The sequence below is a fragment of the Streptomyces solicamelliae genome (assembly GCF_045348655.1).
Taxonomy (GTDB): domain Bacteria; phylum Actinomycetota; class Actinomycetes; order Streptomycetales; family Streptomycetaceae; genus Streptomyces; species Streptomyces solicamelliae.
Window position 1 is genome coordinate 2240412 of the sequence record NZ_CP160404.1, and the last position, 25880, is coordinate 2266291.

20 protein-coding genes are annotated in these 25880 nt (G+C 72.9%); 6 read left to right on the forward strand and 14 right to left on the reverse strand.

All coding sequences use genetic code 11. The features are described 5' to 3' along the window. Positions 1-88: 88 nt before the first annotated feature. The 4 genes from ABZO31_RS10410 to hrcA form a co-directional block, all read right to left on the reverse strand. Complete coding sequence (locus ABZO31_RS10410; RefSeq protein WP_406860846.1) at positions 89-832, reverse strand: 16S rRNA (uracil(1498)-N(3))-methyltransferase; 744 nt, start codon at positions 830-832, stop codon at positions 89-91. Continuing rightward, positions 829-1905 carry a nitronate monooxygenase gene (locus tag ABZO31_RS10415; RefSeq protein WP_406860847.1) on the reverse strand — a complete coding sequence of 359 codons (1077 nt, stop codon included), beginning with the start codon at positions 1903-1905 and terminating at the stop codon, positions 829-831. The genes ABZO31_RS10410 and ABZO31_RS10415 overlap by 4 nt, the downstream gene beginning before the upstream one ends. Positions 1906-2081: 176 nt before the next feature. After that, positions 2082-3221: a molecular chaperone DnaJ gene (gene dnaJ / locus ABZO31_RS10420; protein WP_406860848.1), complete on the reverse strand. Its 1140-nt coding sequence runs from the start codon at positions 3219-3221 to the stop codon at positions 2082-2084. Next, positions 3222-4238, reverse strand: a complete 1017-nt coding sequence (gene hrcA / locus ABZO31_RS10425) for a heat-inducible transcriptional repressor HrcA (RefSeq protein ID WP_406860849.1) — start codon at positions 4236-4238, stop codon at positions 3222-3224. A gap of 173 nt (positions 4239-4411) precedes the next feature. Here hrcA and ABZO31_RS10430 point away from each other — a divergent pair, with 173 nt between their 5' ends. Further along, entirely contained in the window at positions 4412-5137 is a 726-nt protein-coding gene (locus tag ABZO31_RS10430) for an MBL fold metallo-hydrolase (protein ID WP_406860850.1), read from the forward strand. 126 nt (positions 5138-5263) lie between these two features. After that, the gene (locus tag ABZO31_RS10435; RefSeq protein ID WP_406860851.1) at positions 5264-6067 is read left to right on the forward strand and encodes a DUF3097 domain-containing protein; all 804 of its coding nucleotides are present in this window, start codon (positions 5264-5266) and stop codon (positions 6065-6067) included. 93 nt (positions 6068-6160) lie between these two features. Here the strand turns inward: ABZO31_RS10435 and hemW are convergent, their stop codons facing one another. From hemW to lepA, 3 genes are all read right to left on the reverse strand, one after another. Next, positions 6161-7393: a radical SAM family heme chaperone HemW gene (gene hemW / locus ABZO31_RS10440; protein WP_406860853.1), complete on the reverse strand. Its 1233-nt coding sequence runs from the start codon at positions 7391-7393 to the stop codon at positions 6161-6163. Positions 7394-7475: 82 nt separating this feature from the next. After that, a complete protein-coding gene (locus ABZO31_RS10445) occupies positions 7476-9368 on the reverse strand; it encodes an AMP-dependent synthetase/ligase (RefSeq protein WP_406860854.1) in 1893 nt (630 codons plus the stop codon). Between the two features lie 269 nt (positions 9369-9637). Beyond that, positions 9638-11509, reverse strand: coding sequence for a translation elongation factor 4 (gene lepA, locus ABZO31_RS10450; protein WP_406860855.1), 1872 nt, complete (start codon positions 11507-11509; stop codon positions 9638-9640). A 217-nt stretch (positions 11510-11726) separates the two neighbouring features. Here lepA and rpsT point away from each other — a divergent pair, with 217 nt between their 5' ends. Further along, positions 11727-11993, forward strand: a complete 267-nt coding sequence (gene rpsT / locus ABZO31_RS10455) for a 30S ribosomal protein S20 (RefSeq protein ID WP_406860856.1) — start codon at positions 11727-11729, stop codon at positions 11991-11993. Between the two features lie 259 nt (positions 11994-12252). Here the strand turns inward: rpsT and holA are convergent, their stop codons facing one another. After that, the gene (holA, locus tag ABZO31_RS10460) at positions 12253-13239 is read right to left on the reverse strand and encodes a DNA polymerase III subunit delta (RefSeq protein WP_406860857.1); all 987 of its coding nucleotides are present in this window, start codon (positions 13237-13239) and stop codon (positions 12253-12255) included. A 57-nt stretch (positions 13240-13296) separates the two neighbouring features. Here holA and ABZO31_RS10465 point away from each other — a divergent pair, with 57 nt between their 5' ends. After that, positions 13297-13542: a hypothetical protein gene (locus ABZO31_RS10465; RefSeq protein ID WP_406860858.1), complete on the forward strand. Its 246-nt coding sequence runs from the start codon at positions 13297-13299 to the stop codon at positions 13540-13542. A gap of 20 nt (positions 13543-13562) precedes the next feature. On the opposite strand, the gene ABZO31_RS10470 is transcribed toward ABZO31_RS10465, so the two are convergent. The 6 genes from ABZO31_RS10470 to leuS all read right to left on the reverse strand — a co-directional run bounded on the left by ABZO31_RS10470 (position 13563) and on the right by leuS (position 22605). Beyond that, complete coding sequence (locus ABZO31_RS10470; protein WP_406860859.1) at positions 13563-13928, reverse strand: hypothetical protein; 366 nt, start codon at positions 13926-13928, stop codon at positions 13563-13565. 28 nt (positions 13929-13956) lie between these two features. Continuing rightward, the gene (locus ABZO31_RS10475) at positions 13957-16527 is read right to left on the reverse strand and encodes a ComEC/Rec2 family competence protein (protein WP_406860860.1); all 2571 of its coding nucleotides are present in this window, start codon (positions 16525-16527) and stop codon (positions 13957-13959) included. Beyond that, on the reverse strand, positions 16524-17663 hold the full coding sequence (locus ABZO31_RS10480; RefSeq protein WP_406860861.1) for a helix-hairpin-helix domain-containing protein: 1140 nt from the start codon (positions 17661-17663) through the stop codon (positions 16524-16526). The genes ABZO31_RS10475 and ABZO31_RS10480 overlap by 4 nt, the downstream gene beginning before the upstream one ends. Positions 17664-17772: 109 nt before the next feature. After that, positions 17773-18618: a DegV family protein gene (locus ABZO31_RS10485; RefSeq protein WP_406860862.1), complete on the reverse strand. Its 846-nt coding sequence runs from the start codon at positions 18616-18618 to the stop codon at positions 17773-17775. A gap of 157 nt (positions 18619-18775) precedes the next feature. Continuing rightward, positions 18776-19633 (reverse strand): hypothetical protein, encoded by an 858-nt coding sequence (locus ABZO31_RS10490; protein WP_406860863.1) that lies wholly within the window; start codon positions 19631-19633, stop codon positions 18776-18778. 107 nt (positions 19634-19740) lie between these two features. After that, complete coding sequence (gene leuS / locus ABZO31_RS10495; protein ID WP_406860864.1) at positions 19741-22605, reverse strand: leucine--tRNA ligase; 2865 nt, start codon at positions 22603-22605, stop codon at positions 19741-19743. Positions 22606-23037: 432 nt separating this feature from the next. Between leuS and ABZO31_RS10500 the strand changes: the two genes are divergently transcribed. Both ABZO31_RS10500 and ABZO31_RS10505 read left to right on the forward strand, forming a co-directional pair. Then, a complete protein-coding gene (locus tag ABZO31_RS10500; protein ID WP_406860865.1) occupies positions 23038-24276 on the forward strand; it encodes a hypothetical protein in 1239 nt (412 codons plus the stop codon). Continuing rightward, positions 24273-25856 carry an NADH-ubiquinone oxidoreductase-F iron-sulfur binding region domain-containing protein gene (locus ABZO31_RS10505; protein ID WP_406860866.1) on the forward strand — a complete coding sequence of 528 codons (1584 nt, stop codon included), beginning with the start codon at positions 24273-24275 and terminating at the stop codon, positions 25854-25856. The genes ABZO31_RS10500 and ABZO31_RS10505 overlap by 4 nt, the downstream gene beginning before the upstream one ends. The last annotated feature ends 24 nt before the right edge of the window (positions 25857-25880 follow it).

Below are 25880 nucleotides of genomic sequence, written 5' to 3' on the forward strand. Positions count from 1 at the left end.
GCAAGGCTCCACCGGCCGGGCCCCGGCCGGCCGCGGCCGCCGCCCGCGGCCCGCCGCCCCGTCAGGACCGGCAGGTCTCCGCCTCGGGTCAGGACCAGCGTCCCGTGCGGCCCAGTACGAGCGCGACCGCCGCCGTCCCCGCCGTCGACGTGCGCAGGACGCTCGGGCCGAGCCGGTACGGCTTGGCACCCGCCTCCTCGAAGGCCGCCAACTCCTCCGGCGCGACGCCCCCTTCGGGCCCGACGACCAGCACGATCTCGCCCTCCGCCGGGAACGCGGCGGTGGCCAGCGTGGCGCTCGGGTGCTCCCGGTCCTCGTGCAGCACGGCCGCGAAGTCGGCGTCCGCGAGCAGCGCGGCGACCTGCTTGGTCGTCATCAGCTCGGCGACCTGGGGGAACCGGGTCCGGCGCGACTGCTTCCCGGCCTCGCGGGCGGTGGCCCGCCACTTGCCGAGGGCCTTGAGCCCGCGGTCGCCCTTCCACTGGGTGATGCAACGCGACGCGGCCCAGGGCACGATCGCGTCGACACCGGTCTCCGTCATGATCTCGACGGCGAGTTCGCCCCGGTCACCCTTCGGCAGCGCCTGGACGACGGTGATCCGGGGCGCGGGCGCGGGCTCCTCGTGCCGTACGTCGACGGTGACCGTCAGCTGGTCCTTGCCCTCGGCGGCGACCACCGTGCACTCCGCGTACGCGCCGTGCCCGTCGGTCAGGACCAGCTCCTCGCCCGCCCGCAGCCGCTTCACGGCGACCGCGTGCCGGCCCTCGGGCCCGTCGAGGAGGAAGGTCCCGACGTGCGGAACGGCGTCGACGACGAAGACGGGTGCGGTCATGAGGCGCTCCTGTGGGCCAGCGCGGACAGTGCGGTGTCGAGTTCGGCGGCCAGCACCTCGACGAGCTGCCCGGCGGGCAGCTCGCGGGCCAGCCGATGGCCCTGGCCGGCCCACAGGGCCATGCCCTGAGGGTCCCCGGCGGTGGCCGCGGCCTTGCGCAGCGGCGCGGTGAGGTGGTGGATCTCGGGGTACGCGGCGGGGGCGTACGGGCCGTGCTCGCGCATGAACCGGTTGACCAGGCCACGGGCCGGCCGCCCGGAGAACGCGCGGGTCAGCTCGGTCCGGACGAACAACGGGTCGGTCAGGGCCTGCTTGTGCAGCAGATGCGCGCCGGACTCCGGACAGACCAGGAACGCGGTGCCGAGCTGCGCCGCGTCCGCGCCGGCGGCGAGCACGGCCGCTATCTGCGCGCCGCGCATCAGCCCGCCGGCGGCGATGATCGGCAGCTGGACGTTCTCCCGGACCTGGGTGACGAGGGCGAGCAGCCCGAGGCCCGCGCCGTCGGCGCCCGCCTCGTCCTTGTGCGTGCCCTGGTGTCCGCCGGCCTCCACGCCCTGGACGCAGACCGCGTCCGCCCCGGCCCACTGCGCGGCCCGGGCCTCCTCGGCGGAGGTGACGGTGACGACGGTGTACGTGCCGACGCGCGCGAGGGCGTCGAGGGTGTCGCGGGTGGGGCAGCCGAAGGTGAAAGAGACGACGGGGACGGGGTCGTCGACGAGGACGGCCAGCTTGCCGTCGAACCCGTCGTCGCGCCCGTTGTCGGCGTCGCCGAGCGCGGTGTCGTACCAGTCGGCCTCACCGGCGAGCTGGTGCCGGTATACCTCGATGGCGGCGGGGTCGGCGGTCTGCCCGGTCTGCGGCAGGAACAGGTTGACGCCGAACGGCTGCCCGGTGAGCCCGCGGAGCTGCTTGATCTCCTGGTACATGCTCCCGGCGGTCTTGTACCCCGCGGCCAGGAACCCCAGCCCCCCGGCCTCGCTCACGGCGCCCGCCAACTGCGGACAGGAGCCGCCGCCCGCCATGGGGGCCTGCACGATGGGATATCGGCAGAGATCGTTCAGCGCGGAGGACATGCGGCCATCGTGTCATGCGGCAGAGGGGGCGCCGCACAAGGCGGCACCCCCTCTGTCACACACGAACTCCGACACCTACCGACCGTTGAAGGCGTCCTTCAATCGCGAGAACAACCCCTGCTGCCCCGGCCGACTGCGTTCCCCGGGGACGACCCCCGGACCCCCGGCAGAGGCGCCTACCGACCGTTGAAGGCGTCCTTCAGCCGCGAGAACAACCCCTGCTGCCCCGGCTGGAACTGCCCCGTCGGCCGTTCCTCGCCGCGCAGCTTGGCCAGTTCGCGCAGCAGGCGCTCCTGCTCCGGGTCCAGCTTCGACGGGGTCTGCACCTCGACGTGGACGATCAGGTCGCCCCGGCCGCCGCCGCGCAGATGCGTGACGCCGCGGCCGTGCAGCGGGATCGACTGGCCGGACTGCGTACCCGGGCGGATGTCGACCTCCTCGCGGCCGTCGAGGGTGTCCAGCGGCACCTTCGTGCCGAGGGCTCCCGCCGTCATCGGGATGGTGACCGTGCAGTGCAGGTCGTCGCCCCGCCGCTGGAAGGTCGGGTGCGGCAGCTCGTGGATCTCCACGTACAGGTCGCCGGCGGGACCGCCGCCGGGGCCGACCTCGCCCTCGCCCGCGAGCTGGATCCGCGTGCCGTTGTCGACACCGGCCGGGATCTTGACCGTGAGCGTCCGGCGGGAACGCACCCGCCCGTCGCCCGCGCACTCCGGGCACGGGGTCGGGACGACGGTCCCGAAGCCCTGGCACTGCGGGCACGGCCGCGAGGTCATGACCTGGCCCAGGAAGGACCGGGTGACCTGCGAGACCTCACCGCGGCCGCGACACATGTCACAGGTCTGCGCGGAGGTGCCGGGCGCGGCGCCCTCTCCGGAACACGTCGTGCACACGACCGCCGTGTCGACCTGGATGTCCTTCGTCGTGCCGAAGGCCGCCTCGTTGAGCTCGACCTCCAGCCGGATCATCGCGTCCTGGCCGCGCCGGGTCCGCGACCGCGGCCCGCGCTGCGAGGCCGTGCCGAAGAACGCGTCCATGATGTCGGAGAAGTTGCCGAAGCCTCCGGCGCCGAAGCCACCGGCGCCGCCCCCGCCGCCCGAGGCGGACAGCGGGTCGCCGCCGAGGTCGTAGACCTGCTTCTTCTGCGGGTCCGAGAGAACCTCGTAGGCGGCGTTGATCTCCTTGAAGCGCTCCTGCGTCTTCGGGTCCGGATTCACGTCCGGGTGAAGCTCGCGCGCCAGGCGACGGAAGGCCTTCTTGATCTCGTCCTGGGACGCGTCGCGGCGTACGCCGAGTACGGCGTAGTAGTCCGTGGCCACTTACGACTCCGCCAGGATCTGTCCGACGTAACGTGCCACTGCGCGTACCGCTCCCATCGTTCCGGGGTAGTCCATGCGGGTCGGTCCGACCACGCCGAGTTTTGCGACGGCCTCGCCGCCCGAACCGTAGCCGACCGTGACGACGGATGTGGACGTGAGCCCCTCATGGGTGTTCTCGTGCCCGATCCGTACGGTCATGCCCGAGTCGTTGGCCTCGCCGAGCAGTTTGAGGAGCACGACCTGCTCCTCGAGAGCCTCCAGCACCGGCCGGATCACCAGCGGGAAGTCGTGCCCGAAGCGGGTGAGATTGGCGGTGCCGCCGATCATCAGCCGTTCCTCGTGCTCTTCCGCCAGGGTCTCCAGGAGCGTCGCGAGCACGGCCGAGACCGTACCGCGGTCCTCCGCCTCGAACGACTCCGCGAGGTCCTGCACCAGGCGCGGGACGTCCGCGAAGCGCTTGCCGGCGACCCGGCTGTTCAGCCGGGCCCGCAGATCGGCGAGGGAGGTCTCGCCGAACGGCGCCGGGCAGTCGATCATCCGCTGCTCGACCCGGCCGGTGTCCGTGATCAGCACGAGCATCAGCCGGGCGGGCGACAGCGACAGCAGCTCCACGTGCCGCACCGTCGAACGGGTCAGCGACGGGTACTGCACGATCGCGACCTGCCGGGTCAGCTGCGCGAGCAGCCGGACCGTGCGGGCCACGACGTCGTCGAGGTCGACCGCGCTGTCGAGGAAGCTGTGGATCGCGCGCCGCTCGGGCGTCGACAGCGGCTTGACGGACGCCAGCTTGTCGACGAACAGGCGGTAGCCCTTGTCGGTGGGGATGCGCCCGGCGCTGGTGTGCGGCTGGGCGATGAAGCCCTCCTCCTCCAGCGCGGCCATGTCGTTGCGCACGGTGGCCGGGGAGACGCCCAGGTTGTGCCGCTCGGTGAGCGCCTTCGAGCCGACCGGCTCCTCCGTCCCGACGTAGTCCTGGACGATGGCGCGCAGCACCTCGAGTCTGCGTTCGCTGAGCATGGCGCACACCTCCAGCTGTCGTTCGGGTCGATCCGGTCGTTCCGGTTTGCTCCGTGTTTGGCACTCGCCCTCTCCGAGTGCCAGGAATCCCCCGGCCAGTGTACGGCGGCGGACATCGCTCCTGGCAAGGAGGCGGTACCCCGGACCGATAGCGTCACGGTATGGACCACGGTATGGACATCGCTTGGGAAGAGTACGGCTGGGAGCGGCTCGCGGACGGGGTCGGACGGCGGCGGCTGCCGGGCTGGGACGCCACTGTGGGGCTCGTTCTGGGCGATCGGGCGGTTCTTCTGTACGACACGGGTTCCTCGCTGCGGGAGGGCGCGGAGCTGCGCTCCCAGGCGGAGGCGCTGACCGGCCGGAAAGTGACGCACATCGCACTCAGCCACCCGCACTTCGATCATGTGCTCGGCACGGCGGCGTTCGCCGGGGTCCAGGTGTACGGGGCGGTCGGCACGGACACGCTGCTGCGGAACGCCCGGGAGCGGGAGGCGCTGCGGTCGGACGCGGTCCGGCAGGGGCTCGACGCGGCCGAGGCGGCGGAGGCGGCGGACGTGCTGGTGGCGCCGGAGCACGTGGTGTCCGGCGAGTGGACGCTGGACCTGGGCGGCCGGCAGGTCCTGCTGGCCAACGTGGGACCCGCCCACTCGGGCCACGACCTGGTGCTGCTGGTGCCGGGGGCGCGGGAGGTGGTGTTCTGCGGCGACCTGGTCGAGGAGTCGGGCGAGCCGCAGGCGGGCCCGGACGCGGTCCTGTCGCAGTGGCCCGCCGCCCTGGACCGCCTGCTGGCCCTGGGCGGGGAGGACGCGCACTACGTCCCGGGACACGGCGCGGTGGTGGACGCGGCGTTCGTGCGGGCACAGCGCGATGAACTGGCACGACGCGTCGACGTGCCCTAACGTCCCCCAAGTGCGCGCCTACGACCCGGACCTGACACCCCCTTGACTGCGCCTTCCCGGGGGACGACCCCCGGACCCCCCGGCAGACCCACCACCGCCGCCCCACCAAGGACGGAACCGAACCCCATGCGCAGCTACAACCCGGACCTGACGCCCCCTTGGAAACGGTTCGCCCCGGTGCCTGAGGTTCCGGCGGAGCCCGACCTGGTGGTGGAGGAGGTGTCCACGGGCTTCTGCGGGGCGGTGATCCGCTGCGAGGCGGGCACGGTCACGCTGGAGGACCGCTTCGGCAAGCACCGCGTGTTCCCGATGGACCCGCGGGGCTTCCTCCTGGAGGGCCGGGTGGTCACCCTGGTCCGCCCCTCGTCGGCCGCCCCGGTCCGCCCGACCCGTACGGCGTCCGGCTCGGTCGCGGTGCCCGGCGCGCGGGCGCGGGTGGCCCGGGCGGGGCGCATCTACGTGGAGGGCCGGCACGACGCGGAGCTGGTCGAGAAGGTCTGGGGCGACGACCTGCGGATCGAGGGCGTGGTCGTGGAGTACCTGGAGGGCGTCGACGACCTCCCGTCGATCGTCGCCGACTTCGCCCCGGGCCCGGACGCCCGCCTGGGCGTCCTGGTCGACCACCTGGTCCCCGGCTCGAAGGAGTCCCGCCTGGCGGCGCAGGTCACGGGCGACCACGTCCTGGTGGTGGGACACCCGTACGTGGACGTCTGGGAAGCCGTGAAGCCCACGTCCCTCGGCATCGACTCCTGGCCGAGGATCCCCCGGGGCCAGGACTGGAAAACCGGCGTCTGCCAAGCCCTGGGCTGGCCGGACAACACCGGCGCGGCCTGGCAGCACATCCTGTCCCGGGTAACGACCTACAAGGACCTGGAACCGTCCCTGCTGGGCAGGGTCGAAGAACTGATCGACTTCGTCACAGCCCCATAGCCGCGGCCGAAGCGCCCCACCCCTTCCCGCCCACCGGGGTCCACGGGCTGGCCCCGGTTCGGGAAGGGGCGGGCTGGGGAGGGCTGGGGAGGACTAGTCCACCAGATCCCGAACGACGGCATCCGCCAACAACCGCCCCCGCAGCGTAAGCACCGCCCGCCCCGCGGCGAACGCCTCCGCCGCGAGGAGGCCGTCGGCCAAGGCCCGCCGCGCCGCGGCAAGCCCCTCCGGACGCAGCAGGCTCAGCGGGCACCCCTCCCGAAGCCTCAGCTCCAACAGAATCCGCTCCACCCGCCGATCCTCATCGGCAAGGACCTCACGCCCCGCCCCCGGCGACTTCCCGGCGGCCAGCGCCCCCGCATACGCCCCCGGGTGCTTGACGTTCCACCACCGCACCCCGCCCACGTGGCTGTGGGCACCGGGACCCGCGCCCCACCAGTCCGCACCGCGCCAGTACAGCTCGTTGTGCAGGCAGCGGCCCGCCTCCGAGGTCGCCCAGTTGGAGACCTCGTACCAGTCGAAGCCCGCCCCCGACAGCACCTCCTCGGCCATCAGGTACCGGTCCGCGTGCACGTCGTCGTCGGTCATCGGCACCTCGCCGCGACGTATCCGCCGGGCCAGCTGGGTGCCCTCCTCGACGATCAGCGCGTAGGCGCTGACGTGGTCGGGACCGGCCCCGATCGCCGCGTCCAGCGACGCCCGCCAGTCCTCGTCGGACTCCCCGGGCGTGCCGTAGATGAGGTCGAGGTTGACGTGCTCGAAGCCCGCCGCCCGCGCCTCACCCACGCACGCCTCGGGCCGCCCGGGCGTGTGGGTGCGGTCGAGGATCTTCAGGACGTGCTGCCGCGCGCTCTGCATGCCGAACGAGATCCGGTTGAACCCCCCGGCCCGCAGCTCGGCCAGATAAGCCGGATCGACGGACTCCGGATTCGCCTCGGTCGTCACCTCGGCATCGTCCGCGAGCCCGAACTCGTCGCGGATCGCCCCCAGCATCCGTACGAGGTCGCCGGCCGCGAGCAGCGTCGGCGTGCCGCCGCCGACGAACACCGTCCGCACCGGCCGCGGGTCGTCCCCGAGCACCTTGCGGGCGAGGCGTACCTCCTCGACGACCTGCTCGGCGTAGTTGTCCCGCGAGGCGAGCACGCCTCCGGTGCCGCGCAGCTCGCTCGCGGTGTACGTGTTGAAGTCGCAGTAGCCGCACCGCGTGGCGCAGTACGGCACGTGCAGATAGAACCCGAGCGGACGCTCCCCGGCCCCCTCAAGGGCACGCGCGGGCAGCGTCCCGTCGTCGGGCATGGGCTCACCATCGGGCAGTACGGAAGGCATGAGCCCATTGTCCCGTACCGCCCGAGGTGAGCCCCGAGCCTGTGGATGACTCCGTCAGGCCGGAGCCGTCACGCCGGACCCGTCACGCCTCCCGCGCGCCCGCGTACATCTCGTCGATGAGGTGCTGGTAGGTGCGCTCGACCACCGGGCGCTTCATCTTCAGGCTCGGCGTGAGCTCGCCGTGCTCGACGTCGAGGTCGCGCGGCAGCAGGCGGAACTTCTTGATCGTCTGCCAGCGCTGCAGGCCCTCGTTGAGGCGCTCGATGTAGCCCTGGATCAGCTTCTCGACCTGCGGGGAGCCTACGACCTCGGCGTACGTCTTGCCGGCCAGGCCGTTCTCGGCCGCCCAGCCCTGGATCGCGGGCTCGTCGAGGGCGATGAGGGCGGAGCAGTAGTTGCGGTCGGCGCCGAGGACCACGATGTTCGAGACGAACGGGCAGACCGCCTTGAACTGGCCCTCGATCTCGGTCGGCGCGATGTACTTGCCGCCCGAGGTCTTGAACAGGTCCTTCTTGCGGTCGGTGATCCGCAGGTAGCCGTCCGCGGACAGCTCGCCGATGTCGCCGGTGTGGAACCAGCCGTCGGCCTCCAGGACCTCCGCGGTCTTCTCCGGAAGGCCGTGGTAGCCCTCCATGATGCCGGGGCCGCGCAGCAGGATCTCGCCGTCGTCGGCGATCCGGACCTCGGTGCCGGGCAGCGGCTTGCCGACGGTGCCGGTGCGGTACGCCTCGCCCGGGTTGACGAAGGACGCGGCGGAGGACTCCGTCAGGCCGTAGCCCTCCAGGATGTGGATGCCGGCGCCGGAGAAGAAGTAGCCGATGTCGGGCGCCAGGGCGACCGAGCCGGAGACGGCGGCGCGCAGCCGGCCGCCGAAGGCGTCGCGGAGCTTCTTGTAGACCAGCGCGTCGGCGACCTTGTGCTTCGCGGTGAGGGCGAAGGGCGCGGAGGCGGTGCCGGTGCGGCGGAAGTTGTCCTGGGTGACCTTGGCGTACTCGCGGGCGACCCCGGCCGCCCACTGGAAGATCTTGTACTTGGCCCCGCCGGCCTCGCGGGCCTTGGCCGCGACGCCGTTGTAGACCTTCTCGAAGATGCGGGGCACGGCGGCCATGTAGGTCGGCTGGACCACCGGAAGGTTCACGATGATCTTGTCGATGCGGCCGTCGACGGCGGTGACGTGGCCGACCTCGATCTGGCCGGAGGTGAGCACCTTGCCGAAGACGTGGGCGAGCGGCAGCCACAGGTACTGGACGTCGTCCTTGGTGACGAGGCCGGTCGCGGCGATGGCCTTGGCCATGTACGACCAGTTGTCGTGCGGCAGGCGGACACCCTTGGGGCGGCCGGTGGTGCCGGAGGTGTAGATCAGCGTGGCGAGCTTGTCGGCGGTGATCTCCGCGACGCGCTCCTTGACGACCTCGGGGTGCTTCTCCAGGTACGCCGCACCGCGCGTCTCGAGGTCGGCCAGGGTCAGGACCCAGCCCTCCGGGTCGCCTTCGGCGCCCTCCTCGATGCCCTCCGCGTCCAGGACGACCACGTGGTGCAGCTCGGGCAGGTCGGCGCGGCGCTCGCGCGCCTTGGCCAGCTGCGTGGCGTCCTCCGCGATCAGCACCCTGGACTCGGAGTCCGCGAGGATGAAGGACGACTCCTCCGCGTTGGTCGACGGGTACACCGTCGTCGTCGCGGCGCCGGCGCACATCACGCCCAGGTCGGCGAGGATCCACTCGACCCGCGTGGCGGAGGCGAGCGCGACGCGCTCCTCCGGGCGGACGCCCAGATCGATCAGACCGGCGGCGATGTTGAAGACCCGCTCGGCGGCCTGGCCCCAGGTCAGCGACTTCCACTCGTCCGGACCCTGGCCCGAGGCAGAGGGCACCGGATACCGGTAGGCCTCCCCGTCGGGAGTCTGCGCGACGCGCTCAAGGAAGAGGGACGCCACGGAGGGCGGCCGGTTCTCGATCAGGGTCTGTGTGTCGCTCACGACGTCCTCCGGGCGGCGGCGGTGCCTTCAGGCGGTGCGTATTTAACTGGCGAGTAACCTACGAGCCGGGTTCAGACTAGTTGGCCGAAGACCGCCGCGTAAGAGCCTGCACCCTGCCGCTTCATACCCGGTTCATAACGAAGAGACCCGCGCCCACGCACACGAACGGGCTCCCGCGCCGTCGCGCGGGAGCCCGTTCGTGTCATGCGTCAGCTATATGGCCGAAACCCGACGGTCGCCCGCCGGATCACTTCCCGCTCACTTCCTACTCACTTCTTGCTCTTGCCGCCGGCCGCGTCGTCGCTCGACAGGACGGCGATGAAGGCCTCCTGCGGGACCTCCACCGAGCCGACCATCTTCATCCGCTTCTTGCCTTCCTTCTGCTTCTCCAGCAGCTTCCGCTTACGGGAGATGTCACCGCCGTAGCACTTGGCGAGGACGTCCTTGCGGATGGCGCGGATGGTCTCTCGGGCGATCACCCGGGAGCCGATGGCGGCCTGGATGGGCACCTCGAAGGCCTGCCGCGGGATGAGCTCGCGCAGCTTGGCGACGAGCCGCACGCCGTACGCGTACGCGGCGTCCTTGTGGGTGATCGCCGAGAAGGCGTCCACCTTGTCGCCGTGCAGCAGGATGTCCACCTTGACCAGGCTGGACGCCTGCTCGCCGGTGGGCTCGTAGTCGAGCGAGGCGTAGCCGCGGGTCTTGGACTTCAGCTGGTCGAAGAAGTCGAAGACGATCTCGGCGAGGGGCAGGGTGTAGCGGATCTCCACCCGGTCCTCGGAAAGGTAGTCCATGCCGAGCAGGGTGCCGCGGCGGGTCTGGCAGAGCTCCATGATCGAGCCGATGAACTCGCTCGGGGCGAGGATCGTCGCGCGCACGACGGGCTCGAACACGTCGTTGATCTTGCCCTCGGGGAACTCGCTCGGGTTCGTGACCGTGTGCTCCGAGCCGTCCTCCATGATCACGCGGTAGACCACGTTGGGCGCGGTGGCGATGAGGTCCAGGCCGAACTCTCGCTCCAGACGCTCGCGGATCACGTCCAGGTGGAGCAGGCCGAGAAAGCCGACGCGGAAGCCGAAGCCGAGCGCCGCGGAGGTCTCCGGCTCGTACACCAGGGCGGCGTCGTTGAGCTGGAGCTTGTCGAGGGCGTCGCGCAGCTCGGGGTAGTCCGAGCCGTCCAGCGGGTAGAGGCCGGAGAACACCATCGGCTTGGGGTCCTTGTAGCCGCCGAGCGCCTCGGTGGCGCCCTTCGCCTGCGAGGTGATGGTGTCACCGACCTTGGACTGGCGGACGTCCTTCACGCCGGTGATCAGGTAGCCCACCTCGCCGACGCCGAGGCCGTCGGCCGCCAGCATCTCGGGCGAGTTGGTGCCGATCTCCAGGAGCTCGTGGGTGGCGCCGGTCGACATCATCTTGATGCGCTCGCGCTTGTTGAGCTGGCCGTCCACCACGCGGACGTACGTGACGACGCCACGGTACGAGTCGTAGACGGAGTCGAAGATCATCGCGCGGGCGGGTGCGTCGGCGACGCCCACCGGGGCGGGCACGTCCCGGACGACGCGGTCCAGGAGCGCCTCGACGCCGAGGCCGGTCTTGGCGGAGACCTTCAGCACGTCCTCCGGCTGGCAGCCGATGAGGTTCGCCAGCTCCTCGGCGAACTTCTCCGGCTGGGCGGCCGGCAGGTCGATCTTGTTCAGCACCGGGACGATGGTGAGGTCGTTCTCCATCGCCAGGTAGAGGTTCGCGAGCGTCTGCGCCTCGATGCCCTGGGCGGCGTCGACCAGCAGGACCGTGCCCTCACAGGCCGCGAGGGAGCGGGACACCTCGTAGGTGAAGTCGACGTGCCCGGGGGTGTCGATCATGTTCAGGATGTGCGTACTGCCCTGGCCGGGCCCCTCGGTGGGGGCCCACGGCAGACGGACGGCCTGGGACTTGATCGTGATGCCGCGCTCGCGCTCGATGTCCATGCGGTCGAGGTACTGAGCGCGCATCTGCCGCTGCTCGACCACACCGGTCAGCTGGAGCATCCGGTCGGCGAGGGTCGACTTGCCGTGGTCGATGTGCGCGATGATGCAGAAATTGCGGATCAGCGCCGGGTCGGTACGGCTCGGCTCGGGCACGTGGGTAGGGGTCGCGGGCACGCAGGGTCCTGATTCTTGAGGCGCCGGGCGTCTCTGCTCGGTTCGACGTCGGGACGATTCGGATCGATACGTAGCCTCTATGCTCCCACGCCTGCGGGCGGGCGCTCGGTTTGGGCGGGCGTGGGGCGCCCTGATACCGTGGACAGCTGTGTCTCGCATGCCCTCTCAGCTGCGGGACCCATCCTGAAGAAACATCGAACCTGCAAAGGCTCTTTCAGTGGCGAACATCAAGTCCCAGATCAAGCGGAACAAGACGAACGAGAAGGCGCGCCTGCGCAACAAGGCCGTCAAGTCCTCGCTCAAGACCGCGATCCGCAAGGCCCGTGAGGCTGCTGCCGCCGGTGACGTCGAGAAGGCCACCACGGCCGTCCGCGAGGCGTCCCGTCAGCTCGACAAGGCCGTCTCGAAGGGCGTCATCCACAAGAACGCCGCCGCCAACAAGAAGTCGGCGCTGGCCACCAAGGTTGCCGCCCTCCAGGGCTGAGCTCTGATGTAACCGCCGGAAGGGGTACAGCGGTCCCTCTCACCCGCTCCCGACCGGCCCCCGGATCGCACGCGGACGCGTTCGCCACGCGTGTGCGACCCACAACGAAGCACCACGCCGAGGCCCCGCCTCCCCGCCCTTCCCCAGGGCAGGAGGCGGGGCCTCGGCGTGTGCGGGGACGGATACGGCGGTACGGGCGCGGGCGCCGCAGCCGACCACCGGCCCACGCCCGCGCCCACGCCCGCCCCCGAGTAGTCCCTCAGCGCCGCATGCGGGCCGCACGGGCGATCGTCACGACCGCCTTCTCCAAGGCGTACTCCGGGTCGTCCCCGCCGCCCTTCACTCCCGCGTCCGCCTCCGCCACCGCGCGCAGCGCGAGGGCGACGCCGTCGGGGGTCCAGCCGCGCATCTGCTGACGCACCCGGTCGATCTTCCACGGCGGCATCCCCAGCTCCCGGGCCAGGTCCGCCGGCCGGCCGCCCCGCGCGGAGGAGAGCTTGCCGATGGCCCGCACCCCCTGCGCCAGGGCGCTCGTGATCAGGACGGGCGCGACGCCCGTCGACAGCGACCAGCGCAGCGCCTCCAGGGCCTCCGCGGCCCGCCCCTCCACGGCCCGGTCCGCGACCGTGAACGACGAGGCCTCCGCACGGCCCGTGTAGTACCGCCCGACGACCGCCTCGTCGATGGTCCCCTCGACGTCCGCCGTCAGCTGCGACACCGCGGAGGCCAGCTCCCGCAGGTCACTGCCGATCGCGTCCACCAGCGTCTGGCACGCCTCCGGCGTCGCGGACCGGCCGAGCGCCCGGAACTCCTGCCGTACGAACGTCAGCCGCTCGGCCGGCTTCGTGGTCTTGGGGCACGCGACCTCCCGGGCCCCGGCCTTGCGCGCGGCGTCCAGCAGGCCCTTGCCCTTGGCGCCGCCGGCGTGGAGGAGCACCAGAGTGATCTCCTCCAGGGGCGCGTCGAGGTACCCCTTGACGTCCTTGACCGTGTCCGCGGACAGGTCCTGCGCGTTCCGCACGACCAGCACCTTGCGCTCGGCGAAGAGCGAGGGGCTGGTCAGCTCCGCCAGCGTCCCCGGCTGCAGCTGGTCGGCGGTGAGGTCGCGTACGTCGGTGTCCGCGTCGGCGACCCGGGCCGCCGCCACCACCTCCCGCACCGCGCGGTCGAGGAGCAGTTCCTCCTGGCCCACGGCGAGCGTGACGGGGGCGAGGAGGTCGTCGGTCGAAGTCTTTCGGTTTGCCATCGCGCTCCAGCATCCCACGCGCCACGGACACTCCTTCCGATGCCGGAGAATGTGCACGTGAGCGATGTGAGACACGTGCTGGTCCTCCCCGACCGCGACACCGCGGAGGAGGTCGCCGAGGAGCTGGCGGACCGCTTCGGCGTCGCCGACGAACCGCAGCTCGTCCGTGACGCCCTGGCCGGCGAGGACGACGCCGAGGACGCCCAGTGGCTGGTGGTCGTCGAGGACCCGGAATCCCGCCTCGACCCCACGGCCCTCGACGGCTTCGCCGCGGAGTACGAGGGCTGGCTGGAGGCCCCCTAGGGCGACCGCCCGGAGGGGGCTCAGCTCTCGAAGTACGAGCCCGTCGCCCGTCTCTCGTACGAGCGCCGGGACCTCTCGAGCCACACGTCCACGTCGCCCGCCATCGAGGGGAAGCGCTCCTTCAGCACCTCGGCCTGCTCGGCCAGTTCGTGCCAGGAGTCGTGGAGGTAGGTCTCATGCCCCAGGCCCACGGCGACGGCCGCCCGGAACGGGTCGTCCGAGCCGAGCCAGTCCTCGGCCACCTCGAAGATCCGCGTGGTGTGCTCCGGCTCGATGATCCACACCATCGAGAGCAGCTGCTCGGACACATAGCCCGGGACCACGTTCGGCGCCCTGTTCTCGACGAGGAAGTTCATGACGTCCTCCACGTCCACCGACGTCCCCACCGACACCCCTCTCCTCCGCCTCCGCGCCTCACCGTAGGACGGCCGGCAGCGCGGAGGCATCGCGATTCTCCTCCGGGGAGGCTCTCCACACCCGCAGACCGCCGGCCACCGCGATCGCCCCGTCCCGGTCCGTGCGCAGCACCCGCGCGCCACCGTCCTGCAGCGCACCGACCGTGCGCGGCGAGGGGTGACCGTACGGGTTGTCCGCGCCCGCCGACACCAGTGCGAGCCGCGGGCGGACGGCGCGTATCAGGTCCGGGTCCTGGTGGGCCGAGCCGTGGTGGGCGACCTTGAGGACGTCCACCGGCGCAAGGTCCGGTCGCGCCCGCAGCAGACCCTGCTGCGCCGGGGGTTCGAGGTCCCCGAGCAGCAGCAGCGTCAGCCCGCTGCCGGTCCGCGCCAGCAGGGTCACGCTGGCGTCGTTGGGCCCGTCCGCCACCCCCGCGCGTACTCCGCCGGCTCCCCCGGCCGGCCACAGCACCTCCCACTCCAGTACGCCCACGCGCCGCCGTTCCCCGGGCAGCGCCGGCACCACCGGCACACCCGCGGCGGCCGCGGTCCTTCTCACGAACGCCGCCTGCCCGGGCGGCTCCTCCAGGCCGGTCACCTGGATCGCCCCGACCGACCGGCCTCGCAGCACCCCGGGCAGGCCGGCCACATGGTCCGCGTGGAAGTGTGTGAGCACCAGCAACGCCACCCGGCGCACCCCGAGTTCGCGCAGGCACCGGTCCACGAGGACCGGGTCGGGTCCCGCGTCCACCACGACCGCTGTGTCCCCGCCGGCCGCCAGCACCGTCGCGTCCCCCTGGCCCACCTGGCACATCACGAACTCCCAGTCCGGCGGCGGCCATCCGGAGACCCACCGCGCCAGCGGCGGCGGACGCACCACCGCGGCGACGAGCAGCAGGACGCAGCCGGTCGACCACCACCGCCGGTACGGCAGCCGGCGCACCGCGAGCACCACCAGCCCGAAACCCACGGCCAGCACCAGGCCACCGGCCCACCCACCGGGCCACCCCGTCTGCGCACCCGGCAGCGCCGCTCCGCTCCGCGCCACCCCGGCGATCCACCCGGCCGGCCAGCCCGCGACCCACGCCAGGCCCTCCGCCAGAGGCAGGGCCACCGGGGCCAGGGCGAGCGCCGCGAACCCGAGGACCGTCGCGGGCGCCACCGCCGCCTCGGCCAGCAGGTTGCACGGGATCGCCACCAGACTGACCCGCGCGGCGAACACCGCCACGACCGGCGCGCACACGGCCTGCGCCGCCAGCGCCGCCCCCAGCGCGTCCGCGAGCCGGCCGGGCACCCCGCGCCGGCGCAGCGCCTCGCTCCACCCCGGCGCGACCGTGAGCAGCGCCCCGGTCGCAAGCACCGACAGCAGGAATCCGTAACTGCGGGCCAGCCAGGGGTCGTACAGCACGAGCGCCAGCACCGCCGCCGCGAGCGCGGGGATCAGCGTGCGCCGTCTGCCCGTGCCGATCGCGAGCAGGGTGACCAGTCCGCAGGCCGCCGCCCGCAGCACGCTCGGATCGGGCCGGCAGACGACCACGAAGGCGAGCGTGAGCGCCCCGCCGGCCAGCGCGGTCGTCCGCAGTGACAGCCCGATCCGCGGTGCGAGACCGCCGCGTTCGGCCCGCGCGGCCCGGCCCGGCTGCCCGATGAGCAACAGCAGCACCACGGTGAGATTGCTGCCGCTCACGGCCAGCAGGTGGGTGAGATCGGTGGCCTCGAACGCGTCCCGCAGGTCCGTCGGGATGCGCGAGGTGTCCCCCACCACCAGCCCGGGCAGCAGTGCCCGGGCGTCCGGGGCCAGCCCCTCCGTCGCCCGCCGCAGCCCCGCGCGCAACTCCCCCGCCAGCCGCTGCGCCCCGCTGGGCGGTCCGGTGATGCGCGGCGGCCCCGTGCCGTCGACCCGGAGCACGGCCGCGAACGGATCGCCGGACCGCATCGGCGGTGCGGCCCGCGCCGTCACGCGCACCCGGGTCGACGGCAGCAGCCGCAGCCATTCCCGGTCCGCTTCCCCGGCCCGTACGACGACCAGCACCAGCGTCCGAGTCCTGACCGCGGGGTCGCCCCGGGCCTCCACGAGGCGCGCCTCACCGGCCAGCACCACGGCCGCCGAGGACGCCCGGTCGCCCCGCACCACCGGCCGGCTCGGGCGCGGATCGGAGGTCACCGTCACCTCGGCGGTCAGCCGCCTGTGCTCCCTGGCCAGGCCGGGCAGCGGCCCGCGTGTCAGATCCGCCGCGTGCAGCCCCGCCGAAGCCGCACCGGCCGCCGCGCACAGCAGCACCGTGGCGCAGGCCGTCGCCCGCAGCCCCCGCACGGGCCGACGCCGCCATGCCCGCACCCCCAGCGGGACGAGGAGCATCAGGGCTCCCCCCACACAGACGGCGACGGCGACCTCGACGTGCACGCCGGCCGCGCCCAGGGCGAGCGCGGCAGCCGCCCAGGCGGCCAGCGCCGGTACCACGAGCCGCAGATCCGGCGGCCCTTCCTGCCACGGCCCCGGCCCGCCGTCGTCCCGGAGCCCGTCCGGGTTCGCGTGCGAGTCCGCAGCCGCGTCCGTGACCGCACCCGCGCCCGCGTCCTGCCGGTTCACGGCCGGACCAGCGGTTCGAGTTCGGCGTACCGCCGTGCGCCGATGCCGTTCACCTCGCGCAGTTCGGCCACGGATCGGAACCCGCCGTGCTCCGTGCGGTAGTTCACGATGTGCTGCGCGAGCACCGGCCCGACCCCCGGCAGCGTGTCCAGCTGCTCCGCCGTCGCCGAGTTGAGGCTGACCGGCGCCCCCGGCGCGGCGCCGCCCGGCGGACCGGCCGCCGCCCCTCCTGCCGTGCCGGCCACACCGGGCACCCCGACCACGACCTGCTCCCCGTCCATCAGGACGCGCGCCCGGTTCAGCCCCGTCACGTCCGTCCCCGGCCGCACCCCGCCCGCCGCCCGCAAGGCGTCCGCCACCCGCGAACCGGCCGGCAGGCTGAGGATCCCGGGCCGCCGCACCTTGCCGCTCACATCGACCACCACGGCCGCGGGCCGCAGCGACGGCGACGCGCTCCCGCCGGCCCCGGCGGGCGCGACCGGTCCGGTGCCGCCCGTCCCGCCCGCCCCCGGCGGCGGGACGGCCCGTACGACCTCGGGCACCCGGACCTCCTCCGGCCGCCCGGTCAGAAAGTGCCGTCCGGCCAGCCCCGCGGCCACGACCAGCACCACGGTGAGCGCCACCAGCGCCCGCGGCTCGATACCGCAGCGCACCTGCACCCATAACGGCAGCCGCTCCCGAAGCGCCTCCCGCAACCGCTCCCGAAGCCCGACCCGGCGCCCGGCCGGCCCGACCCGTCCGTCCCGACGCCCGGCCGACGCGTCGCGTACCGGCTCCTCCTCCGGCTCCTGTTCCGGAGCCACCACGGCCTCCGGCTCGCTCCACTCCACGGAGCCCGCGCGGAACAGCGCGTCGCCCCGGCCCCGTACGACCGCTCCCGCCGCAGCCGCCGCACGGCGCCGTCGTAACCGTCGCCCCGCCCGCCCCGGCGGCGAGCCGCGGACGCCCCGCCGCGCCCGGCCGTCCGACCCGCGTGCCCGCCCCGGCCCGCTGGTCGCCGCCCCCCGCACCCGCGTCACTTCCGGGCGCTCGCGCTCACGCGCGTACTCGTACTCGTTCCCGGTCGGCGTTGTCGTCGTTGTCGTTGTCGTTGTCGTCGGCACGGTCGTCGTCGAGGAATGCGTGCGAAGTCCCATGCAAGCGACGGTAGGCACATACGGCCGAAGTCGCTGAGCAGCCTCGATTTCCGTGGAAAACCGGTGAGTTGTGGAAAAACTCGTCACCCTTGTGGGGGACGGCGAGCCGCTAGCGCGGCGAGACGACCACCGCGAGCAGCCCCGGCCCGGTGTGCGCGCCGATGACCGCGCCCACCTCGCTGACGTGCAGTTCCTCGACGCCGGGCACGCGTTCGCAGAGCCGCTGGGCCAGTGCGGCGGCCCGATCGGGCGCGGCGAGATGATGGACGGCGATGTCGACAGGGCTCGTGCCCGCCCGCTCGACCGCGAGCTCCTCGAGCCGGGCGATCGCCTTCGACGCGGTGCGCACCTTCTCCCGCAGCTCGATGCGCCCGCCGTCCAGTTCGAGCAGCGGCTTCACCGCGAGCGCCGAGCCGAGCAGCGCCTGCGCGGCCCCGATCCTGCCTCCCCGGCGCAGATACTCGAGGGTGTCGACGTAGAAGTACGCGGCCGTCCCGGTGGCCCGCTTCTCCGCCGCGGCCACCGCCTCGTCGGGCGTGCCGCCTGCCTCGGCGGCCTCGGCCGCGGCCAGGGCGCAGAAGCCGAGCGCCATGCCCATCATCCCCGTGTCGACGACGCGCACCGGCACGGAGGCGTCCTTCGCGGCGAGCACGGCGGCGTCGTACGTGCCGGAGACCTCGGCGGACAGGTGCAGCGAGACGATCCCGGTGGCACCGGCTCCGGCGGCCGCGCGGTACGCGGCGGCGAAGTCCTCGGGGCTCGGCCGCGAGGTGGTCACCGGCTTCCGCTTCTGCAGCGCCTGGGTGAGGGCGCGGGCCGAGATCTCGGTGCCCTCCTCCAGCGCCTCGTCGCCGATGACGACGGTCAGCGGGACCGCAGTGATGCCGTGCCGCTCCATCGCCTGGGGTGGGAGGTAGGCCGTGGAATCGGTGACGATCGCGACATGCCGGGACATGAGCGGGAGGTTACCTCTCGGGGCCGCCTCGCGGCAGCCCGGCCCCCGATCCGACGCCGCGTCGGCCCTCGATCCGACGCCGCACCCGTCCACGGGCCGGCGCGTCAGCGCGTCCCGCCCGCTCCGCTTGCGGGCACGAAGGGGCGTACATCGCTTGTCAGTTGGTGGTCTCGGGGCGGGCCGACTTCTCCCACGGGTAGGTGGTGAGCCGCGGGTCGGGGGCCGGGAGCTCGCGCGGCCGCCCCGCCTCGTCCGCCGACCCGGCGGTCCGGGCGGCGTCCGCCTCGTCCCCGTCGGGCCACACCTGCTCCGCCTCCGGCGAGGCGCCGTCGGCCTCCGGCCACGCGGCCGACCGCCGTCCGGTCCCGACCCTGTCACCGGTCGCGGCCCCGTCGCCCGTCCCGGGCGTGGACGCGGACGCCGACGCGGGTCTCGTGGCCGTCCGCTCCGGCTGGGGCTCCGATCCCGGCTCCTCCGACCAGTGCCGCAGCGCCCCGGCCTCCATGTCGATCTGGGCGCTCAGCGTCGCCAGGTCGTCGTCCGCGAACTTGCGCGCCCGGTCCCGGGCCGCCCACCGCAGCGACTCCGCCGACTTCGTGATCTGCTCGGTCCGCTCCCGCAGACCCGGCAGCTGCGCCGCCACCCCGCTGCGGTCCGGTTCCCGCTCCAGGCTCTTGAGATCGTCGTCCAGCTCGCGCGCGTGTCCGCTGAGCCGCTTGAACAGGGCGAGGGACTCGTGCAGCGAGGCGTCCTCCGCCACGCCGGACTCCAGCGCCGTCTGCGTGGCACGCATCGAATTGCGCAGCGCGAGTCTGAGCTGCGCCAGCTCGCCCGCGACGCCGCCCTGGCCGAGGCTGCGGGCTCGCAGCGTGGTGTCCTCGACCGTGCGTTTGGCCTGGTCGATGGTGCGGTCGATGCCGCGGGCGGCGGCTCGGCCGGCCTTCACCGCCGCGTACACCCCCAGCACCACGAAGGCGAAGAACAGCAGCGCCATGATCGTCAGCGCGAATTCCATGGGCGTCGCTCCTCGGGCAGCGTCGTCTGTGTTCTTCCACGGTAAACGGAGGGGGCAGGCCCGTGGTTCCATCGGAACCCCGAACCTGCCCCTAGGGGTCGCCCCCGTCAGCCGGCGACGATGTTGACCAGCTTCGGCGCGCGGACGATCACCTTGCGGATCGGCGCGCCGCCCAGCGCCGCGACGACCGCGGGCTCGGCCAGCGCCAGCGTCTCCAGCTCGGCGTCGGTGATCGACGGCGAGACCTCCAGGCGGGCCTTGACCTTGCCCTTGATCTGGACGACGCAGGTCACGGTCTCGTCCACGACGTACGCCGGGTCGGCCACCGGGAAGTCCTGGTGGACGACGGACTCGCTGTGGCCCAGCTTGCGCCACAGCTCCTCGGCGATGTGCGGGGCCAGCGGCGCGACCAGCAGCACCAGGCTCTCGGCGACCGGCCGGGACACCGGGCCGCCCACCTTGGTCAGGTGGTTGTTCAGCTCGGTCACCTTGGCGATGGCCGTGTTGAAGCGCATCCCGGCCATGTCCTGGGAGACACCGTCGATCGCCTTGTGCAGGGCGCGCAGCGTGTCCTCGTCCGGCTCGGTGTCGACGACGGTGACCTCGCCGGTCGCCTCGTCGACGATGTTCCGCCACAGGCGCTGCAGCAGCCGGTACTGGCCGACCACCGCGCGGGTGTCCCAGGGGCGGGAGACGTCCAGCGGGCCCATCGCCATCTCGTACAGACGCAGGGTGTCGGCGCCGTACTCGGTGCAGATCTCGTCCGGCGTGACGGCGTTCTTCAGGGACTTGCCCATCTTGCCCAGGACGCGGCTGACCTTCTCGCCCTGGTGGTAGTAGCCGCCGTCGCGCTCCTCGACCTCGGTCGCGGGCACCGCGATGCCGCGCGCGTCCCGGTAGACGAAGGCCTGGATCATGCCCTGGTTGTACAGCTTGTGGAACGGCTCGGCCGACGAGACGTGGCCCAGGTCGAACAGCATCTTGGACCAGAAGCGCGCGTACAGCAGGTGCAGCACGGCGTGCTCGGCGCCGCCGACGTACAGGTCGACGCCGCCGGTCGGCATGCCCTCGCGCGGGCCCATCCAGTACTGCTCGATCTCCGGGTCGACCAGGCGCTCGGAGTTGTGCGGGTCCAGGTAGCGCAGCTCGTACCAGCAGGAACCGGCCCAGTTGGGCATGGTGTTGGTCTCGCGGCGGTACTTCTTGGGGCCGTCGCCCAGGTCCAGGGTGACGTTGACCCAGTCGGCGTTGCGGGACAGCGGCGGCTCGGGCCGGCTGTCGGCGTCCTCCGGGTCGAAGGTGCGCGGCGAGTAGTCGTCGACCTCGGGCAGTTCCAGCGGCAGCATCGACTCGGGCAGCGCGTGGGCGACGCCGTCCTCGTCGTAGACGATCGGGAAGGGCTCGCCCCAGTACCGCTGGCGGCTGAACAGCCAGTCGCGCAGGCGGAAGTTGACGGTGCCCTCGCCGATGCCGCGGTCGGCCAGCCAGGCGGTGATCTTCGCCTTGGCGTCGACGACGCCCAGGCCGTCCAGGGAGATCTCGTCGTTGGCGGAGTTGACCAGCTTCGCCTCGTACGAGGCGAAGGCGTCGTCCCAGGTCGACGGGTCGGTGCCGCGCTCGTCGCTCGGCTCGACGACGCAGCGCATCGGCAGCTCGAAGGCGCGGGCGAAGGCGAAGTCACGGGAGTCGTGCGCCGGGACGGCCATGATCGCGCCGGTGCCGTAGCCCATCAGGACGTAGTCGGCGATGAAGACCGGGACCTGCTCGCCGCTGACCGGGTTGGTCGCGTACGCGCCGGTGAAGACGCCGGTCTTCTCCTTGGCCTCGGCCTGGCGCTCGACGTCGGACTTGGAGGCGGCCTGCTTGCGGTAGGCGGCGACGGCCTCGGCCGGGGTGGCGTGCCCACCGGTCCACACCTCGTGGGTGCCCTCGGGCCAGGCGGCCGGGACGATCTTCTCGACCAGGTCGTGCTCGGGGGCCAGCACCATGTAGGTCGCGCCGAACAGGGTGTCCTGGCGGGTGGTGAAGACGGTGATGGCGTCGTCGCCGACGGCGAAGTCGACGCGGGCGCCCTCGGAGCGGCCGATCCAGTTGCGCTGCTGCAGCTTGATGGCCTCGGGCCAGTCCAGCGCGTCCAGGTCCTCCAGCAGGCGGTCCGCGTAGGCGGTGATGCGCATGTTCCACTGGCGCAGCTTCGCCTTGAAGACGGGGTAGTTGCCGCGCTCGGAGCGGCCCTCGGCGGTGACCTCCTCGTTGGCCAGCACGGTGCCCAGGCCGGGGCACCAGTTGACCGGGGCGTCGGAGGTGTACGCCAGGCGGTACTCGCCCAGGACGTCGGCGCGCTCGGTCTCGTTCAGGGTCGCCCAGTCCCGGCCGCCGGGGACCTCACGGGCGCCGCTCTCGAACTGCTCGACCAGCTCGGCGATCGGGCGGGCCTTCTTCGCCTGGTCGTCGTACCAGGCGTTGAAGATCTGCAGGAAGATCCACTGGGTCCACTTGTAGTAGCCCGGGTCGATCGTGGCGAACGACCGGCGCTTGTCGTGGCCCAGGCCCAGGCGGCGCAGCTGCGCCTTCATGTTCTCCATGTTGGCCTCGGTGGACACGCGGGGGTGCGTGCCCGTCTGCACGGCGTACTGCTCCGCCGGCAGGCCGAAGGCGTCGAAGCCCAGGGTGTGCAGCACGTTGTGCCCGGTCATGCGCTGGTGCCGTGCGAAGACGTCGGTGGCGATGTAGCCCAGCGGGTGACCGACGTGCAGGCCCGCACCGGAGGGGTACGGGAACATGTCCATGATGAACTTCTTGGGGCGGGCGACGACCGCCGCGTCCCCGGCCAGGTCGCCCGTCGGGTTGGGCGCCTCGTAGGTGCCCTCGGCGTCCCAGAAGTCCTGCCAGCGTGCCTCGATGTCGGCGGCCGTCGCCGCCGTGTAACGATGCGGGGCCGCCGTCTCGGCAGCCGAATTCATCTCGCTCATGATCCCTGAAGCTCCATCGATCGTCTCTGCCCACTGCCCGCGAAACTGCACTGCCGCGAAATGAAAAAGCCCCTCGCACAGGAGGGGACGCCGCGCCGATTCCGACGGATCACTCTTCCGTCGGCACTGATCAGCGCGGCTCGATAAGCAGAAGGCGGTCGGCACGCATGGCGTCAGGGTACCGCAGGGCCCGATCGGGCCGCACCGATGTTCCGCGCCATGGGCACGGAAGGGCGACGCGCAGCAACGGAGGCTGACGGCCGGGCGTCCGGGCCGCCCGGGTTACTCCGCGTATCGCCCCTATCCAGGGCAACCCCAGAGTCAGTTTGCGTGGGCGCGAGATGTAAACGCGCAAAGCTCGTACCCACCAGTATGCCGAGACTTAGCATGCGGCAACGGGACCGCTTGTCCGCACCATTCGGAGTCGCCCCCATGAACCCTCATCGCAAGATCCGTTCATCGCCCGCACTGAATGCCGGTACGCGCCGGCAAGTTCAGGGCGGACTTTCGGTCGCGGCGCTGGTGATCCTTCCGCTGCTCGCCATCGGCGGCAGCGACGGATTCCGTGCCTTCCTCGACTTCGGCGCCGGTGTGTTCTCCCTCTTGTCGCTCACCGCGTCCGTGGCCTGGGGCCTGATAGCCACCGACAGACTGCTCCTCACCACCCGTCAGCGACTCATCGCCCAGGCCGTCCACCGCACCACCGCCGTCGCCTCCCTCTGCTTCCTGCTGCTGCACGGCACGGTGAAGGTCTCCCTGGACCATGTGGCGGCGATCGGCGCGTTCATCCCCTTCGGGCTCGGCTTCACCGGCACCGCGGGCCTGATCGGCTTCGGCTCGCTCGCCGGCCTGCTGATGGTCGTCGCGGCCTCGACCGGGGCGCTGCGCAGTGCCCTGGCCGGGCGCGGCGCGGTCGCCTCCCGCTGGCGGCCGCTGCACATGCTGGCGTACCCGGCCTGGTGCTTCGCACTGGTCCACGGCCTGTACGCGGGACGTGCCGCGGCGACCTGGGTGGTCGTCATGTACTGCATGTCCCTCGCCGGCGTCGCCGCCGTCGTGGCCCTGCGGCTGCTGCCCGACCCCGTGCGGCAGCAGATCGCGGACCGCATCCTGGAGCTGACCGGCCGAGTCGGGGAACGCCTCGACGGACGCGCCGAGGAGCGCCCCGAGGCGCCCCGGGAGCCCGATCCGGAGCCGTACGCCCCGCCGGCCGGCCGCCGCCCCCTGAGGGGCTTCGCGGAGCGGTACGGGGCCGGCGGCAGGGACGCGTACGCGACCTCGTACGCCGCCGACCTCGACCGGGGCCCGCTCACCCCGCCGCCGCCGCTCGACACCACGACCGTCCGGACCCGCCCCCGGCTGACCGCCCCCTCACCCGCCGCCCCGTCGCCCGCCGCGCCCGCACCGGCACCGGCCGCGACCCCGTCCCCGTCCCCCGTAGGGGGCTTCTCCGCCGCGTACCGCGCGGTGTCCGAGATCCCGCTCGCCGAGCGGGTGCCGATGACCGAGGAGCTGCCGGTCGTCACGGACCCCGCCCCCAGGCCCGGCTACTGGCCCGCCCCCTCACCCCCGCCGCCGGCCTACGCGAACCCCGCAGAGACCGTGACCGGCCCGCTCGGCGGCCCCGCGCCCGGCGAGCCCTGGACCACACCCGCAGGAGACCGCCCGTGAACGCCCCGCTCCCCGACGTCCCCGAGGTCCGCGTCGTCGGCCTGCCCCAGCTCACCCAGGGCTTCGACCTGGTGGAACGGCTCGACCTGGCCATGCACCTGAAGGTGCACGGCCCGCTGGAACCGATGAACGGCGAGCGGCTCGCCCAGCTCGCGGACGACATATCCCTGCGCGGCCGCGGCGGCGCGGGCTTCCCCTTCGGCCGCAAGCTCCGCTCGGTGGCGAAGTCGGCCATCCGGCGCGGTGTGCGGCCCGTCGTGGTGATCAACGGCAGCGAGGGCGAGCCCGCCTGCCGCAAGGACACCGTCATGCTCAACCGGGCGCCGCACCTGATCCTGGACGGCGCCCTGCTCGCTGCCGAGGCGCTCGGCGCACGCACCCTGATCGTGGCCGTGACCCGCAACTCCACAGAGATCTCGATCCGCGCCGCCCTCGCCGAGCGCGGTCTGTCCGACCGGCGCGGCCAGTCGCTGCGCGCCCGCGTGGTGCGCACCCCGGAGCGGATGGTGTCCGGCGAGGCGTCGGCCGTGATCCGCGCGGCGGGCGGCGGCCCGGCCCTGCCGCCGGGGCGCCGTGAGCGGGCAGCGGAGTCCGGCGTCGGCGGCGCGCCGACGCTGCTGTCCAACGCGGAGACGTACGCGCAGCTCGCCGTGGCCGCCCGGATAGGCGCCCGCCGCTACGGCAACACCGGCCTCGAGAGCGAGCCGGGGACGGTCATGCTGACGCTCTCCGGGGCCGTCGCCCGTCCGATGGTGGTCGAGGTCCCCAGCGGCGTCCCGCTGCGCTACGTGCTCCAGCTCGCCGGAGCCCCGCCGATGCCGCAGGGCGTGCTCACCGGTGGCTACCACGGCAACTGGATCGACTCCATGGCCGTGCACAACGCCGTGGTGTCGCGTGAGTCCATGGCGGCGGTCGGCGGCTCCCTGGGCGCGGGCGCGATCCTGCCGATCGGTCCGGAGACCTGCCCGCTGGGCGAGGCGCTGCGGGTGGCGAACTGGCTGGCCGCGGAGACGGCCGGGCAGTGCGGCCCCTGCCGGCTCGGGCTGCCGGCCGCGGCCGGCGGACTGTCGGACGTGCTGAACGGCGGCGGTCCGGCCGCCCTGGAGGCGCTGCGCGAGGTGACCCAGGCCGTGAAGGGCCGCGGCGCGTGCAAGCACCCCGACGGCTCGGCCCGGTTCTTCGCCTCGACGCTGTCGGCGTTCACCGACGATCTGGCCGCGCACGTCCTGGACGGCGGCTGCGGCCGGCCCACGACCGGCGTGCTCCCGCTGCCCTCGCCGGGCTACCAGGACGCCGAGGAGTCGATCCCGAGCGGCGAGCGGCTGGCGGTCGACTGGACGCTGTGCCAGGGCCACGGGCTGTGCGCGGACATCGTGCCGGAGCTGATCCGGCTGGGCCCGGACGGTTTCCCGGCGCTCGCCGACGCCTCGGTGCCGATGCATCTGCGGGGCCGTGCGCAGCGTGCCGTACGCCGTTGCCCGGCGCTGGCGCTGCGGGTGGAGCAGGCTCCTCAGGAGCGGCCGGCGATGCCGGCACTTCCGGCGGTGAACCGCAAGGCACTGGGCAGCGGCCGGGGTTGACAGAAGCGGGCCACCCGATCCGGG